Origin of the sequence: Caldimonas sp. (assembly GCF_046291045.1) — a bacterium.
In the GTDB taxonomy this organism is placed as follows: Bacteria; Pseudomonadota; Gammaproteobacteria; order Burkholderiales; family Burkholderiaceae_C; genus Caldimonas.
In genome coordinates this window covers 1-14,802 of record NZ_JBKBSL010000051.1, presented here as the reverse complement: position 1 = coordinate 14,802, position 14,802 = coordinate 1, and the positions used below count along the sequence as shown (strand labels likewise).

General features: G+C 69.3%; 15 protein-coding genes and 1 tRNA gene. 9 read left to right on the top strand and 7 right to left on the bottom strand.

All coding sequences use genetic code 11. From position 1 onward, the window contains the following. The first annotated feature begins 191 nt into the window (after window positions 1–191). The 5 genes from ACK4ZD_RS14210 to ACK4ZD_RS14190 all read left to right on the top strand — a co-directional run bounded on the left by ACK4ZD_RS14210 (window position 192) and on the right by ACK4ZD_RS14190 (window position 4,309). Window positions 192–1,124: an ATP-binding cassette domain-containing protein gene (locus tag ACK4ZD_RS14210; protein ID WP_409663437.1), complete on the top strand. Its 933-nt coding sequence runs from the start codon at window positions 192–194 to the stop codon at window positions 1,122–1,124. 21 nt (window positions 1,125–1,145) lie between these two features. Beyond that, window positions 1,146–1,931: an ABC transporter permease gene (locus tag ACK4ZD_RS14205; protein ID WP_409663436.1), complete on the top strand. Its 786-nt coding sequence runs from the start codon at window positions 1,146–1,148 to the stop codon at window positions 1,929–1,931. 10 nt (window positions 1,932–1,941) lie between these two features. Further along, on the top strand, window positions 1,942–2,286 hold the full coding sequence (cutA, locus tag ACK4ZD_RS14200; RefSeq protein WP_409663433.1) for a divalent-cation tolerance protein CutA: 345 nt from the start codon (window positions 1,942–1,944) through the stop codon (window positions 2,284–2,286). Between the two features lie 5 nt (window positions 2,287–2,291). Then, window positions 2,292–4,184 (top strand): protein-disulfide reductase DsbD, encoded by a 1,893-nt coding sequence (gene dsbD / locus ACK4ZD_RS14195; protein WP_409663440.1) that lies wholly within the window; start codon window positions 2,292–2,294, stop codon window positions 4,182–4,184. A 48-nt stretch (window positions 4,185–4,232) separates the two neighbouring features. After that, window positions 4,233–4,309 (top strand) — tRNA-Met (locus ACK4ZD_RS14190). 23 nt (window positions 4,310–4,332) lie between these two features. Here the strand turns inward: ACK4ZD_RS14190 and ACK4ZD_RS14185 are convergent. Beyond that, a complete protein-coding gene (locus ACK4ZD_RS14185) occupies window positions 4,333–5,532 on the bottom strand; it encodes a diguanylate cyclase (protein ID WP_409663430.1) in 1,200 nt (399 codons plus the stop codon). A 317-nt stretch (window positions 5,533–5,849) separates the two neighbouring features. Here ACK4ZD_RS14185 and ACK4ZD_RS14180 point away from each other — a divergent pair, with 317 nt between their 5' ends. Both ACK4ZD_RS14180 and ACK4ZD_RS14175 read left to right on the top strand, forming a co-directional pair. Continuing rightward, window positions 5,850–6,650, top strand: coding sequence for a Crp/Fnr family transcriptional regulator (locus ACK4ZD_RS14180; protein WP_409663427.1), 801 nt, complete (start codon window positions 5,850–5,852; stop codon window positions 6,648–6,650). A 157-nt stretch (window positions 6,651–6,807) separates the two neighbouring features. Next, window positions 6,808–7,800, top strand: coding sequence for an AraC family transcriptional regulator (locus ACK4ZD_RS14175; RefSeq protein ID WP_409663424.1), 993 nt, complete (start codon window positions 6,808–6,810; stop codon window positions 7,798–7,800). On the opposite strand, the gene ACK4ZD_RS14170 is transcribed toward ACK4ZD_RS14175, so the two are convergent. Next, window positions 7,767–8,726, bottom strand: a complete 960-nt coding sequence (locus ACK4ZD_RS14170; RefSeq protein WP_409663421.1) for a DUF6279 family lipoprotein — start codon at window positions 8,724–8,726, stop codon at window positions 7,767–7,769. The genes ACK4ZD_RS14175 and ACK4ZD_RS14170 overlap by 34 nt on opposite strands. Here ACK4ZD_RS14170 and glmU point away from each other — a divergent pair. Together glmU and ACK4ZD_RS14160 are read left to right on the top strand one after the other, a co-directional pair. Then, complete coding sequence (glmU, locus tag ACK4ZD_RS14165) at window positions 8,704–10,083, top strand: bifunctional UDP-N-acetylglucosamine diphosphorylase/glucosamine-1-phosphate N-acetyltransferase GlmU (protein ID WP_409663418.1); 1,380 nt, start codon at window positions 8,704–8,706, stop codon at window positions 10,081–10,083. The genes ACK4ZD_RS14170 and glmU overlap by 23 nt on opposite strands. Then, on the top strand, window positions 10,080–10,298 hold the full coding sequence (locus ACK4ZD_RS14160) for a cysteine-rich CWC family protein (RefSeq protein ID WP_409663415.1): 219 nt from the start codon (window positions 10,080–10,082) through the stop codon (window positions 10,296–10,298). Before glmU ends, ACK4ZD_RS14160 begins: the two co-directional genes overlap by 4 nt. Here ACK4ZD_RS14160 and ACK4ZD_RS14155 read toward each other — a convergent pair. From ACK4ZD_RS14155 to ACK4ZD_RS14135, 5 genes are all read right to left on the bottom strand, one after another. After that, on the bottom strand, window positions 10,274–10,777 hold the full coding sequence (locus tag ACK4ZD_RS14155; protein WP_409663413.1) for a transcriptional repressor: 504 nt from the start codon (window positions 10,775–10,777) through the stop codon (window positions 10,274–10,276). The two genes, ACK4ZD_RS14160 and ACK4ZD_RS14155, sit on opposite strands and share 25 nt — an antisense overlap. Continuing rightward, window positions 10,774–11,544, bottom strand: a complete 771-nt coding sequence (locus ACK4ZD_RS14150; RefSeq protein WP_409663410.1) for a metal ABC transporter permease — start codon at window positions 11,542–11,544, stop codon at window positions 10,774–10,776. The genes ACK4ZD_RS14155 and ACK4ZD_RS14150 overlap by 4 nt, the downstream gene beginning before the upstream one ends. Then, window positions 11,541–12,482, bottom strand: a complete 942-nt coding sequence (locus ACK4ZD_RS14145) for a metal ABC transporter substrate-binding protein (protein WP_409663408.1) — start codon at window positions 12,480–12,482, stop codon at window positions 11,541–11,543. Before ACK4ZD_RS14145 ends, ACK4ZD_RS14150 begins: the two co-directional genes overlap by 4 nt. After that, window positions 12,463–13,602, bottom strand: coding sequence for a hypothetical protein (locus ACK4ZD_RS14140; protein WP_409663405.1), 1,140 nt, complete (start codon window positions 13,600–13,602; stop codon window positions 12,463–12,465). The genes ACK4ZD_RS14145 and ACK4ZD_RS14140 overlap by 20 nt, the downstream gene beginning before the upstream one ends. After that, a partial coding sequence (locus tag ACK4ZD_RS14135; RefSeq protein ID WP_409663402.1) for a hypothetical protein occupies window positions 13,583–14,802 on the bottom strand: 1,220 nt, incomplete at its 5' end. The genes ACK4ZD_RS14140 and ACK4ZD_RS14135, both read right to left, overlap by 20 nt.

The following is a 14,802-nucleotide window of genomic DNA, read 5'->3' as shown; positions in this document are numbered from 1 at the left end:
GACCGCCTGGGAGTCCCACGATTCTCCTGACCTCAACTTCTCGAACCGCCCGGTGCGGCCCCGCATGCCGGGTGGTGTGGGAGGGGCCCGATCAGCGATGATCGGCCCCTATCCCGATTGGAGGGGGCGTGGGCGGCGGCAATGGCCGCATGCGGGCGAGGGATCCGGCTCTTTGGCACACTGGCAGGTCTATGTCCGCCCCGTCCCAGTCCGCGCTCTTTGCCGTCGAGCACCTGGTCAAGCGCTACAACGGCCACACGGTCGTCGACGACCTCAGTTTCGAGATCCGCGCCGGTGAGTGCCTGGGCGTGATCGGGCCGAACGGGGCGGGCAAGACGACGACGATCCGGCTGTGCCTGGGGCTGACGGCGCCGAAGTCCGGACGCATCACCGCCTTCGGGATGGAGGTGCCTGAGCGGCTGCGCGAGGTCAAGCAGCGACTGGGCGTGGTCAGCCAGTTCGACAGCCTGGACCCGGATTTTTCCTGTGTCGAAAACCTGGTCGTGTTCGCCCGCTACTTCGGGGTGCCTCGCGCGGTGGTGGCGCAACGCGTGCCGCGACTGCTGGAATTCGCGGCCCTGCAGTCCAAGGCCCGGGCCAGGCCGGCCGAGCTGTCGGGCGGCATGCGCCGGCGCCTGAGCCTGGCACGGGCGCTGGTGAACGACCCGGACCTGCTGCTGCTGGACGAGCCGACGACGGGCTTGGACCCGCAGGCGCGCCACCTGATGTGGGAGCGGCTCAAGGAGCTGCTGCAACAGGGCAAGTCCATCCTGCTGACGACCCACTTCATGGACGAGGCCGAGCGCCTGTGCGACCGGCTCATCGTGCTGGACCATGGGCGCAAGATCGCCGAAGGCACGCCGCGCGGACTGATCGCCGAGCACCTGGAGTCCGATGTGATCGAGGTCTACGGCAACGGAGCCCGGGACGCCGCGCGCAGTCTGGAGGCCTGGTGCGAGCGGGTGGAGCGCAGCGGTGAGACCACCTTTCTGTACCTCGACCGTCCGCAGCCGGTGCTGGAGCGCCTGGCCGCCCACGGTGGGGTGCGGTATCTGCACCGCCCGGCCAACCTGGAGGATCTGTTCCTCAAGCTCACCGGACGCCAGATCCGCGACGACGCCTGAGCTACATACCGCGCAAGCCCCATGTCTGAATCCTTCTATGCGCCTCCCCGCCTGAGCCGCCGCGTGTGGCCGGTGGTGCAGCGCAACCTGCTGGTGTGGCGCAAGCTGGCTCTGCCCAGCCTGCTGGGCAACATCGCCGAGCCGCTGATCGTGCTGGTGGCCTTCGGCTATGGGCTGGGCGCCCTGGTGGGCGAGGTGCGGGGCTTGCCTTACATCGTCTTCCTTGCCTCGGGCAGCATCTGCATGAGTACGATGTACGCCGCCTCCTTCGAGGCCCTGTACTCGGCTTTCTCCCGCATGCATGTCCAGAAGACCTGGGATGGGATCATGAATGCGCCGGTGTCGCTGGACGACATCGTCTTTGCCGAGATGCTGTGGGCGGCGCTCAAGGCGCTGTTCTCGGCCGTGGCGATTGCCGGGGTGCTGATCGTGCTGGACATCAGTCGTGAACCGACCTTGCTGCTGGCGGTGCCATTGCTGTTCCTGGTGGGCATCACCTTCGCATCGGTGGCCCTGGTGTTCAATGCACTGGCCCGCAACTACGACTTCTTCACCTACTACTTCACCTTGGTGCTCACGCCGATGACCTTCCTGTCGGGCATCTACTTCCCACTGGAGCAGCTGCCCGAGGCGCTGCAGGTGGTGGCGAGGGTCTTGCCGCTGACGGCGGCGGTGGAGATCGTGCGGCCGCTCGTGGTGGGCCAGTGGCCGGTTGACTGGGGGCGAGCGCTGACCGTGCTGGGCTTGTATGCCGCCGGGGGCTACTATGTGGCGCTGGCCCTGACACGCCGGCGCTTTTTTCGCTGAGGGCAGGACCATGAACGATCTCGCTGCACACGAGGTGCTCGTCGCGCTGAGCACCGCCCCGGACGAGGCCACGGCCCGGCGCTTGGCCCGCCAGCTCGTGGAGGAGTCGCTGGCGGCCTGCGTGAACCTCCTGAACGCGGCGCAGTCCATCTATCGTTGGCAGGGCCAGGTGGAAGAGGCTGCGGAGTGCGTGATGCTGATCAAGACCACCCAGGCCGCATGGCCCCGCCTGAAGGAGCGACTGCTGCAGTTGCATCCCTACGAGGTGCCCGAGCTGCTCGCGCTGAATGTGGGGGATGGGCATGCGCCCTACCTGGCCTGGGTGCTCGACAACGTGAAGGAGACCGATCGGTGAGGCCGATGATCCGATGGCTGGGGGCTTGGCTCCTCGGGCTGGGCTGGGCGCTTGGCGCGGGGGCCAGCCAGGATTTCCTCGAGCCCGAGCAGGCATTCCGCCACAGCGCCCGCGTGCTCGATGAGCGCACGCTGGAACTGCGTTTCGAGATCGCGGACGGCTATTACATGTACCGCGAGCAGTTCGCCTTCACCGCCCCCGCGGCCACCCTGGGCCCGGCGCGGATCCCGCCCGGGCAGATCAAGTACGACACCACGTTCGAGAAGGACGTCGAGAGCCATCGCGGTGAACTCCTGATCCATTTGCCGGTGCAGGCCGCGCCGCCGGAGGGCTTTCGACTGGTGGTGCGTAGCCAGGGCTGTGCCGATCTGGGGTTGTGCTATCCCCCGATGGAGCATGAGCACGAGGTGAGCCTGCGGGCCTTCGGGGCGGCACAGGACCGTGTGCGGCTGCTGCGCATCGACGATCGCAGCGTGGGCGGCGGGCTGGGCGCGCTCTCGCAGGGCCTGTCTGCGCTGTGGGGCCCAGCGGCGCAAGCCCCGGCGGGTGGGGCACGCAGCGAGGCGCTGGTGAACACGCCGTCGCCGGTGGACGCCTCGCGCATCGAGGCCGTGCTGGCCTCGGGGCGCTGGCTGCCGGTGGTGGCGATGTTCTTTGCCGCGGGGGTGCTGCTGTCGCTGACCCCGTGCGTGCTGCCGATGCTGCCCATCCTGTCGTCGCTCATCGTCGGGCAGGCCGACGCGCAGGCGCGGCCGGTGACCCGTGGGCGCGGGCTGGCGCTGGCGGCCAGTTATTCGCTCGGGATGGCCCTGGTCTACACCGCCCTGGGCCTGGCGGCGGGATGGGCTGGCGAAGGCCTGGCCGCGACCCTGCAGCAGCCCTGGGTGCTCGCGCTGTTTGCCGCGCTGCTCGTGGCCCTGGCGCTGTCGATGTTCGGCTTCTACGAGCTGCAACTGCCCGGCGCCTGGCGCGAACGCCTGGTTTCGGCCAGCGCCCGCACGCGTGGCGGACGGCTGTGGGGGGTGTTCGTGATGGGCGGCCTGTCCGCCTTGATCGTGAGCCCCTGCGTGGCCGCGCCGTTGGCCGGTGCGCTGGTCTACATCAGCCAGACGCGCGACATGGGCCTGGGTGGCGTGGCGCTGTTCGCGCTGGCCGCGGGCATGAGTGTGCCGCTTTTGCTGCTGGGGGCTTCGGCGGGCCACTGGCTGCCGCGTTCGGGAGCCTGGATGGAGCAGGTCAAGCATTTCTTCGGCGTGCTGCTGCTGGCCGTGGCCCTGTGGATGTTGCAGTCGGTGCTGCCCGGTGCGGTGAACATGCTGTTGTGGGGCAGCTTGCTGCTGGTGTCGGCCGCCTACCTGCGTGTATTCGACAGCCTGCATGCAGGCGCTCGCGGCTGGGCCCGGTTCTTCAAGGGCGTCGGTGTGGTGCTGGCCGTGCTGGGGGTGCTGCAACTGGTCGGCGCGGCCTCGGGCGGCAATGACCCCTGGCAGCCTCTGCGTCACCTGGTGGCCCGTGGCGACGCGCAGGCTGCCGCCGGTGTGCGGTTCCAGCGTGTGGCCAGCGTGGAGGAACTGGATCGGTTGGTGGCCGGTGCGCGAAGGCCCGTGGTGCTGGACTTCTATGCCGACTGGTGCGTGTCGTGCAAGGAGATGGAGAACTTCACCTTCAACGACCCGCGTGTGCAGGCGGCGCTGTCCGGGGCGCTGCTGCTGCAGGCCGATGTGACGCGCAACAGCCCGCAGGACCGCGCCCTGTTGCGGCGTTTCCGCCTGTTCGGCCCCCCGGGCATCATCTTCTTCGATGCCCAGGGACGCGAGCTTGAGGGCGTGCGTGTGATCGGCTTCCAGTCTGCCGAGCGCTTCTTGCAGAGCTTGGCGGCAGCCGGGCTGCGGCCCTGACCCATCTTGCGGCGCAGCAAGATGCCGTGCTAGAATGTCAGCTTCTGACGCGGGGTGGAGCAGTCTGGTAGCTCGTTGGGCTCATAACCCAAAGGTCGCAGGTTCAAATCCTGCCCCCGCAACCAAGTTCTCATGCCCAAACGCCAGCTCATCCAGAGCTGGCGTTTTTGCTTTCAGGCCTGAAGGACGCCAGCGTGACGCGATTGCGGCCGCGGTGTTTGCTTTCGTAGAGGGCGTGGTCGGCGCGGCTGAGGAGGTCGTCGACGCCGGTGTCTGCGGGGGTGGCGCTGGTCACGCCCAGGCTGACGGTGAGGGGCACGGGGCCGATCCTGGTCGGGGCTGGGTTGCTGCTGATGATTTGGCGCAGTCGTTCGCAGGCCTGTTGCGCACCGTCGGCCGTGGTCGAGGGCATCAGCAACAAGAACTCCTCGCCGCCGTGACGGGACACCTGGTCGATGGGGCGCACATGGGCTTTCAAGACAGCCGCCACGTGCCGGAGCACCTGGTCGCCGACGTCGTGCCCGTGGGTGTCGTTGATGCGCTTGAAGTGATCGATGTCGAGCAGCCCGACGGATACGGGGGTTCGATGGCGTGCGAACCGGTGCCATTCATCTTGCAACGCTTCGCTCATCGCTCGTCGGTTGAGCAGGCCGGTCAGCGCGTCGGTGCGTGACAGAGCATCGAGGCGGCGCATCACGCGCGCCATCAGCATGCCCCCGTAGGCAAAGTTGATGAAGGCCGAGATGATTTGGGCGGCGTAGGCGAAGCTGGGGTGTGCGGCGGTGGTCGAGACGACATCGACTCCGGGTGCGCGGGGCTGCAGCAAGACGTCGATGACGCGCAGGCTCAGCAGCAGGGCCATCAGCAAGGCGGTGCCATTGATGGCCCATGACAAGCGAGCGCCGAATTCCTGGCTGATGGGGCGGGCCGCTGCCGTGGCGGCCCGCACGATCACCCAGACGATGACGATGCTGATCACCACGACGCGATCTGCAGCCCGGTGCGCATCGGGGCCGATCCACAGCGAGGAGAAGACGGCGAGCGAACCGACGAGGAGCTGCTCGCCGGTCCGCTCACTCAGGCTGAAGAAGGCCGTGACAGCACGCCAGACCATCAGGTAGGACGCGATCAGGCACAGGTTGGAAGCGGTGACGCTCCACCAGGCAGGCAGTGCGCCGCCGCGGCCAGCCATCAGCAACAAGGCCACTGCATGAAAGCCGCAGAAGCCGACGAAGTGCCAGGCGGTGTTCCGGTGCTCGTGGATCAGGGCCGCCACCATCACCCAGCCCATGGCATACAGTGCCTGGGTCAGGCCCGTCGAGATGAACAGCGGGGCGATCGTCTCCATCGGTCCTCTGGTGGGGCGTTTTGATGGACGGGGCGTGTGCGAAGGTCGGTATCTGAGCTGCCCATGTTCAGGGGGCTGGCACAAGAAGGCAAGAATTCGGCCCGAATCGAGAATGACGTATTTCACAGGGCTTCGTACATTGGGCCTGCGTTCGGAGGACGCGGCGTGGACCCCTAGGGTTACCCCGCGGTGTGCTGTTTGCCGTTCTGGAAGTGCCCATGTCTGCCTTTCTGAGCTCTCTGCCCGCCGCTACGCGGGTGCCGTCGGGGGTGCGTTCACCTGCTTGGCGCAGTGGTCTTGCTGCCGATGATCTGCGCATGGATGAACTGGCCAGCCTGCAGGCCGGGGCCTGGTTCGGCTCGCTGTCGGAAACCTTGCGCTGCGCGGTGTTGGCCCGAGCCCGGGTGCATCGCGTGGCTGCGGGGGCGGTGCTGGCCCGGCGAGGCAGTCCGGCGACGGACTGGATCGGCGTGCTGCGTGGCGCGGTGCGACTGGGCACCGTGCTGCGAGACGGGCGGCCTTTCACGCTCGACCTGGTGGGGCCGGGCCAGTGGTTCGGCGACATCGCTCTCATCGATGGCAAACCTAATGACCTCGATGTGGTGGCCCAGGCGCCGGCCGCATTGCTGATGGTGTCGCAGCCGGACATGCGTGGCCTGATGGCCGACCACCCCGAGCTGCGCGATGCGTTTGTGGTGCTCAACTGTCAACGTCTGCGCCACATGTTTCGTCGCTTCGAGGAGCTGCACACGCTGCCCCTGGCGCAACGCTTGGCGCGGCAGGTGCTGCGCTTGGGGCGCCATTTCGGCCGGGTCTGCGAGGACGAACTGCGCATCGAGTTGCGCATTTCGCAAAGCGATCTGGCGGCGATGGTGGGTGGCAGCCGCCAACGCGTCAATACGGCGTTGCGCCAGCTTCAGGCCCTGGGGCTGATCCGGCTGGGTGAGGCGCGCCTGGCGTTGCTGGACGCGGCGCAGCTGCAGGCTCTGGCCGATGCCGATGCGGGGTGGTGGATGCAGCTGAGTCGCCGAGGGGGCAGGCGCACCGCTGCCCCGCCAGCGTCGCTCAGGTCCGACGGGATCGACGATCTGTACCGGGTGTGGGCGCCGCGCGCGTGAGCGTGCAGACCGGGTCGGGGCGCGTCGCCAGGGAGGCCGGTGCGGCAAGCGGTGGGATCGTGGTAGCGTTGTGGCATGCGGCGGGGGGTGTCCGCCGCCTCGGGAGCCCTACGCTTTGCCTGTCCGCCCCTCCTCGTTGACGTCTCCTACGTTGTCGATGGCTTATGTTCAGGCCCTGTTTGAGGCCAGCGGGGCCAGCCGCGCCGATGCGCAGGAGGCCTTGATTGCGGCCGGCGTGTCGGCCGCGCTGCTGGAATACCCACTGGCTCGGGTGACGGAAGAACAGTTCGCCGCGCTGTACCGTGCCTTGGTGCGCCGTCTCGATGACGAGATGCTGCGGTTTTACTCGCGGCCTTTGCGTCCCGGGGCGCTGAAGTTCACGTGCCTGAGCCTGATGGATGCCCGCAACTTGGGGGTCGCATTGCATCGTTGGACGCTGTTTCTGCGCATGCTCCAAGACGACTTCCGGTTGGACGTGGAAACGTCTGAGGGCTTGTGCCGCGTGGCGCTGCGACCCCATGCAGGACGTCCACCCGCCGCACCGATTGCCGACGATTTGATGCTGAAGTTGGTGCACGGGGTGTGCTCATGGCTGGTGGGGTGCAAGCTGCCTTTGGAGCGGGTGGATTTCGCTTTCGATGCTCCATCGTTTGCCGAGGAGTATGTCCATCTGTACCCCGGACCGGTACGTTTCGGTCAGTCGCTTTCTGCCCTGTACCTGGATGCGGCATGGTTGCGTGAACCCTTGCGGCGCACCGCGCAGGATCTGCCGGATTTTCTGCACCGTGCTCCCGAGGGGTGGATGTTCGCCGAGTTCCGTCATCAGCGCTTGGCTCATCGGGTCCGTGGGTACCTCTCGACGCACTTGCCGCACGGTGCGACGGCCCAGGCGGCCGCGCGTGCGCTCCACCTGTCGTTGCGCACGCTGCACCGACGCTTGGCTGATGAGGGCACGAGTTTCCAGCGCATCAAGGACGAGCTGCGGCGCGACCTGGCGGTCCAGAAGCTCACGCGCACGCGCGAGCCCATCGCGGCGATCGGGGCCGAACTGGGTTTCGACAGTGCGGCCTCCTTCCACCGCGCCTTCCGACTATGGACGGGGCAGACGCCAGGCGCCTACCGCGGCAGGGGCGACTCGGCCCCGGACTGAGCCTGGTGCTCGGTGGGGCGGGGGCTGTCGGAGGCCAAGGCCCGCAGATCCGCCTCCCAGTCACGCAGGCGCCGCGCCGCGGTGTGCCGCTGCGCCGCGGTGGTGCGGTTGTGCAGGCCCGCCAGCAGCCCACAGGCGGCGGCCTGGGGGGCCGGGCTGGACGACGCGGGGCGGATGGCGCGGCGGTACACCGCGTGCAGTGCGGCCTGCGTCTGGGGCGGGCCGGCTTCGTGCTCGCGCAGGCGCGCCAGGGTCTCCAGCAGGTCGGCCTGGCGGCGCTGGCGTTCGGCGAACCAGACCTCGGGGTCGAGCCGGGCTTCGGCCAGGGCCTGCGCGAGCCAGGCGCGTTGCTCGGCGTCGAGCCGGCCATACAGGCGCTGCGCGCGCTGGACGGCACGCTGCACTTGCGCCTGTGCCCGCGCAGCCAAGCCTTCGGGCAGCATCTCGCGGCGCAGCGCCTCGTCGTCGCGCTGCAAGCGCTGCGCCAGGCGTTCGAGCTGGTCGGCATCGAGGTCGCGTGCCAGCGGCACCAGCAGCGGCACGGCCCGATCCCAGGCGGTATCGCGCCAGGCCGACAACTCGTCCAACCAGCGGCAGGCCCGCGATGCGGTGGTGTCTTGCAGTATCTCTTGCTGGAGCCGGGCGAGGGCCTCGGCATAGCGGGGCAGTTCCTCGCGTCGGTGCCAGGCGAACCACTGCCCGATCGCTTCGCGCACCCTGGGGGCCTGCGCCGGCGTGAAGCCGGCCAGGCGGTCGAGCCGCCAGTACACCAGGGTGGGGGCCTGGTCGTAGCCCACGCGCAGCAGGCTGCAGCCGTTCAGCACCGCCGCCAGCACGAGGGCCAGCACGATGTACGGGCGACCGATAATGCGGCCCATCGACTGAATACGAGCGAACATTTCCATGGCACTGAACGTCGTCATCATGGCCGCGGGCCAGGGCACCCGCATGAAGTCGTCGCTGCCCAAGGTCTTGCACCGGCTGGCCGGGCGAGCCCTATTGCAGCACGTGATCGATGCGGCTGCACGCTTGCAGGCCGATCGCCTGATTGCCGTGGTGGGGCATGGGGCCGACCAGGTGCGTGCGGCCATGGCGCAGGCGGCACCGGACCTTCGCTTCGTGCTGCAGCAGCCGCAGCTGGGGACGGGTCATGCAGTGCAGCAGGCCGTGCCCGAGCTGGCCGACGAGGGCACCACGCTGATCCTCAACGGTGACGTACCGCTGATCGATCCCGAGACGGCCCGCGCCCTGGTGGCCGCCTGCGACGGCCGGCGCTTGGCCTTGCTCACCGTGCACCTGGCCGACCCGACGGGCTATGGCCGCATCGTGCGCGAAGGGGCCGGCGTGCGCGCCATCGTCGAGCACAAGGATGCCAGCCCCGAGCAGCGCGAGATTCGCGAGGTCTACACCGGCATGATGGCCGCGCCGACCGCCCACTTGAAGCGCTGGCTGGCGCGGTTGAAGAACGACAACGCCCAGGGCGAGTACTACCTGACCGACGTGGTGGCTCTGGCCGTGGCCGAAGGGGTGGAGGTGGTGGCGGCTCACCCGGCCGATGAGATCGAGGTGCTGGGGGTCAACAGCCCGGCGCAACTGGCCGACTTGGAGCGCCGCCTGCAGCGCCGCCAGGCCGAGCGCCTGATGGCCGAGGGGGTGCGCCTGGCCGACCCGGCGCGTTTGGACGTGCGCGGCACGCTGGCCTGCGGGCGCGACGTGGAGATCGACATCAACTGCGTGTTCGAGGGCCGCGTGGTGCTGGGCGACCACGTGCGTATCGGACCGAATTGCGTGATCCGCAACGCCGAGATCGCCGACGGTGCGGTGATCCACGCCTATACCCACATCGATGGCGACACGCTGGGCGTGAAGGTGGGCGAGGGGGCGCTGATCGGGCCGTTTGCCCGCCTGCGTCCGGGGGCCGAGCTCGGCCCCGAGGTGCACATCGGCAACTTCGTGGAAGTGAAGAACTCGACGCTGGCGCGCGGTGCCAAGGCCAACCACTTGGCCTACCTGGGCGATGCGACCGTGGGCGAGCGCGTGAACTACGGTGCGGGCAGCATCACCGCCAACTACGACGGTGCCAACAAGCACCGCACGGTGATCGGCGACGATGTGCACGTGGGCTCGAACTGCGTGCTGGTGGCGCCCATCACGCTGGGCGCGGGGGCCACCATCGGCGGGGGCAGCACGCTGTCGAAGGACGCGCCGGCCGGGCAGCTCACCGTGGCGCGTGCCAAGCAGGTGACGATCCCGGGTTGGCAGCGCCCGCGAAAGAAGACGTGAGCGCGACGCCGCCGATCGACACCGCCCGCTGCCCCCTGTGCGGCGGGCCCAACGGCTGTGCGATGGCTTCGCAGGGGGATGCCTCCAAGCCTTGCTGGTGCACCAAGGTGAAATTCCGCGAGGAGACGCTGGCGCGCGTTGCGGCGCCACTGCGGGGCCGGACCTGTCTCTGCCGTCGATGTGCCACCCCTCAGGACGATGTGGGGGGCGACTGACAGGCCCCGCACACGCCCTTGATCTCGATGCCCGTGGCGTGGAAGCCCGGGGCACCGTCCAGCAGGGCGCGGCGGATGGCCTCGGTGGCCGGGTCGTCGTGCACTTCGGTGACTTGGCCACAGCGCGCGCACACCAGCATCATCGTGTGGTCGTGGTGGGGAGCGTGGGGGCCGTGGTCGAGGTTGCAAACGACGAAGCGGTTGAGCGCATCGACGCGGTGGACGAGCTGCTGCTCCATCAGGAACTCGAGCGCGCGGTAGATGGTGGTGGGGGCCACCCGGCCATGGCGCTCGCGCATGTCGTCCTGCAAGTCGTAGGCCTTGGCGCTGCCCTGGCGCAGCAGCAGCAGCTCCAGCACCTCGCGGCGCAGTGCGGTGAGTTGGGCCCCGCGCGCGGCGCACAGGGCCTGGGCCCGGTCCAGACGGCGCGCCACCTCGGCCGGGCTCGGGCGTGGGGGAGAGGCGTTCGTGGAGCTCACGCGTCCAGTGTAGCGCCGCCCCTGCGAAGCGGCCGCCACCGCCTGGTCACGCCCATGAGCACCCCGGCGACCATCAGCGCCAGGACGACGCAGGGCCCGCTGGGCAGGTCCCAGGCCAGCGAGGCGAGCAGGCCCGCGGCATACGCCAGGCCGCCGAGCAGCACGCCCGCCCAGGCCCGGCCCGGGCGGGCGGCTACGGCCAGGGCCGGCACGATGAGCGTGGTGAACACGAGGTACAGCCCCAGCAGGGGGACCGACAGGCTGACCAGCACGGCAAAGGCCGGGTAGAACGCCGGACCGTCCCAGAGGGTGGCGCCCCCCACGCGGTGCAGCACGAGGAACACGGCGGTGGCCGTGGCCAGCACCGCCAGTCGGTCCGGCAGCACCCACAGCACGTCGCCGGCCAGCAGGCCGGCAAGCTTGTGCCCGCCGTGCGGGTCGGCACTGACCCACAGCAGCGCGGCCGCCGCTGCCGCCACATAGACCAGACCGATCAGGGCCTCGCGCCGCTCGGGCCAGGCGCGGCTGAGGGCGGCCACCAGCGCCGCCCCGGCCAGTGCAGCCAGCACACCGGCCAGGACTGACACCACGCCGTCCCCGCCGGTGAGTCTGTCGGCCATCAGCACGCCCAAGGCCGCCACCTGGGCCACGGCCAAGTCGATGAAGACGATGCCGCGGCGCAGCACTTGCAAGCCCAGGGGCACGTGGCTGAGCAGCACCAGCACACCGGCGGCCAAGGGCCAGCCCAACACGGACAGCTCGTTCATCGGCGCTGGGTCTCCGACGTCCTCAGGGCCGCCAGCAGCTGGTCGATCAGCTCGTCGAACAGGCCTTCGAGCGTGCTGGCGCGGCCTTGGTCGGTGACCGTGGCGGGCAGGATCTTCACAGGCAGCCCCGTGCGTCCGGCCAACCACTGGCCGGCTTGCGGATCCTGGTAGGTCGCCTGCACGATCAAGCGCGGCGGGTCCTCGGCCACGTCCTTGAGCACGCGCTGCAGGTGCGCCAGCGTGGGGGGCAGGCCGGGTCGGGGCTCCAGGTCGGCCACCTGGGTGAGGCCCAGCCATTCCCACAGGTAGGCGAAGGTGCTGTGCTGCGCCACCAGGGTGCGGCCCATCAAGGGCTCGGCCTTTGCTTCCCACGCGGCGATGCGTTCGTCCCATTGGCGCACCCAGGCGGCGTGGCGCTCGCGCAGGCCCGCCGCGCCGGCGGGGTCGATGCGCGCCAGACGATCAGCGAGGGCCTGGGCGACCTGCTTGAGCTTGTGCGGGTCGAGGTGAAAGTGCGGGTTGCCCTCGGCATGCACGTCGCCCAGGCTGCGGTCCAGGTGCGTGTGGGCGTGGTCATGCATCAGCGTCACGTGATCGGCTGCGTAGAACATGCCGTCGCGACCGTTGAACACGCGCGCATTGCCGGCTCGCTGCTGCAGCATCGGCAGCCAGCCGGCTTCCAGGGAGGCGCCGGTGCATACCGCGAGGTCGGCGCGGCGCAGCGCGCCGATGAGCGCCGGCCGGGCCTCGATGTGATGCGGGTCCTGCAGGGCATGCGTGGCGCTGGTCACGCGCGCCTGCGGGGCCAGCACCTTCACCAGCGCCGCCCATTCTGGCTCGCAGGCGAAGACCTCCAGCGCCTGCGCGGCCGGGGCGGCCAGCGCGCAGCACAGCACCGCCGCCCAGCGGCGCAGGGGGTCAGAAGCTGTGCGCACCATGGGCTCCCAGGCTCATCACGTATTGCAGCTGCACGCTGTTCCCTGCGTCGTCGAAGCCACCGCGGTCGCGCTGGCCGGTGAACTGCAGGCGCAGCGCCGAGAAATGCGTGGGCTTCCAGGCCAGCATGGCGCTGGCCTCGCGCAGGCGGCCGCTGTGGAAGTGGTCGCCATGCGGCTCGCGCACGCGCAGCTCGTCCACGCGCACGCCGGCTTCCCACTGCGGTGCGAAGCGGTACACCACCGACAGGTAGCCGGCTTCGTGCACGTCGCTTGAGCGGGCGAACTCGTTGAGGTTGCTCACACGCGCGTACTCGGCCGACACACGCAACTGCTGCTGGCGGTTGTTGCCACCGGGGGCCCATTTCCACACCGCATCGGCGATCACGAGATGACGTCCGCCGAAACGGCTGCCATGGGCGTGGTCATGATCGTGATCGGGGTCTTCCTCCTCCATGACGGCCTTGCGCCGGTTGTGCAGGTAGGACAGGCCCAGCTGCCAACTGTTCGAGGCATTCCAGTCGCCGCCGATCTTGGTGCTGGCGGCGACGGCGCCGGCACGCGGGTCGTTGCTCGATTCCGGCACGAGCTGCCGCCCGCCCAGCACCTCGACGGTGGAGCGCCAGTACAGGCGCGTGGGGGCCGTCCAGCTCAGGCGCAGCCCGTCGTCGAAGTAGTGGCTGCCCAGGAAGGCGCGGTAGAGCAGCGGGCGCTCGACGAAGTCGTCGGCGTGGACGTGCTGCTCGTTCAGGTAGCCCAGGCTGGCCAGGAAGCGGCCTGCGCGCACCTGCAGGCCGGCCGGCAGCGTGGTGGTCTCGACGAAGGCTTCTTCCAGTTCCAGTTCGGTCTCGCCATCGTGGCTGTGCAGCACGGCGGTGGCGCGGGCCTGGAAGAGGTTGTCCACGGCGCCCGCCAAGCTCAGCTCGTTGTGGCCGAGGCCGAAGCCCCGCTCGCGCTGGCCCAGGGCCCGTTCGCGCGAGCTGAAGGCGCCGTCGAGCACCAGGCCCACCTCGAGGTTCGAGACGGTGGGGGTGGTGGCGGGCGTCTGCGCCCACGAAGGGGCGCCCAGGAAAGCTGCCGTAAGGAGTAGCGGCGCGGAGTGTTCAATGCGCATGGTCGTCATGTCGTTCGATGCCCACCCAGGTGAGCAGCGTGGGGTTGAAGTTCAGGGCGATGGGCTCGGCCAGGGTTGCCGTGTCGAGGTTCACGACCACGATGCGCGCGCCGTTGGGGTCGCTCAGGTAGGCGCGGTTGGCGGCGCGGTTCACCGCGATGGCGGGGAAGGGGGCGGCCGAGGGCATATTGGTGATCGCGGGCAGCGTGGCGCGTACGGCCCAGTCGGCTTCGCCGTCGAGCACGTGCAGCGTGCCCTGGTCGTCCAGGATCAACAGGTGGCGGCCTTCGGCGTCCATCGCATGCGCACGGCGGGTGCGGCCCTCGGCCCAGGGGACGCGCGTGATCGTGCCGGCCACGGGGTCGATGTCGAAGAAATGACCGGGCGAGGCGATGCCGATGAAGTTGGCGCGCTCGGGATGGCTGGTGATCGTGCCGATGCGCGCGCCGACCGGCATGTCATCCGGGTTGGGAAGCTTGCGGGCGCTGAAGGTGCTGCCGTCCTGGGTGATAAGGAGCACACCGTCGGTGCAGCCGAAGGCGCTGTGGCTGGCGATGGAATAGCTGCCGTGCAGGCCGGGGCAAGTGTCTTCGAAGCGCTGCACGAAGCTGTAGCCGCTGCCGTTGCGCTGGTAGAGCTCCACCTGGCTGGGCAGCGTGCTCTCGCTGCCGGCGTCGCGGTAGGTGGTGAGCAGGAAGTTGCCGCGCGGCTCGGCCGTGCCGTGCATTGCACGCGGTAGGGTCAACGAAGCCAGCACCTGGCGGGCGCCCAAGCTGGCGTCCGTGAGCACCACGGCCTGCGCCGGCAGGCTGCTGGCGTCCAGGCCGTCCATGAAGAAGGCGGCCAAGCTGCCGTGCACTTCGTAGTGGGTCGGGCGCACACCGCTCAGGCGCCAGTCCACCAGCGCCGGATTGCGCTTGTAGTCGTGCAGGTGGTCGCCATGGTCTTCCTGGTAGATGCCGCCGTCGATCACCTGCACCTGGTCCTGCGTGCGCTGCACGGCCAGGGCGTAGCGTTGGCCGGGGCTGGCGTACAAGGCCGAAGGTGCATGGTCCAGCGTGAAGTTCTGCACCACGGTGCCGCCGTCGAGGTCGAGCACACGCACCGTGGTGCTGCCGTCGGCGATCACCAGCCGGCCCAGGGTGTCGACGTGGTGGTCATCGTCATGGTCGTCACTGCTGCCGCCACCGCCGCAGGCCACCAGCAGCA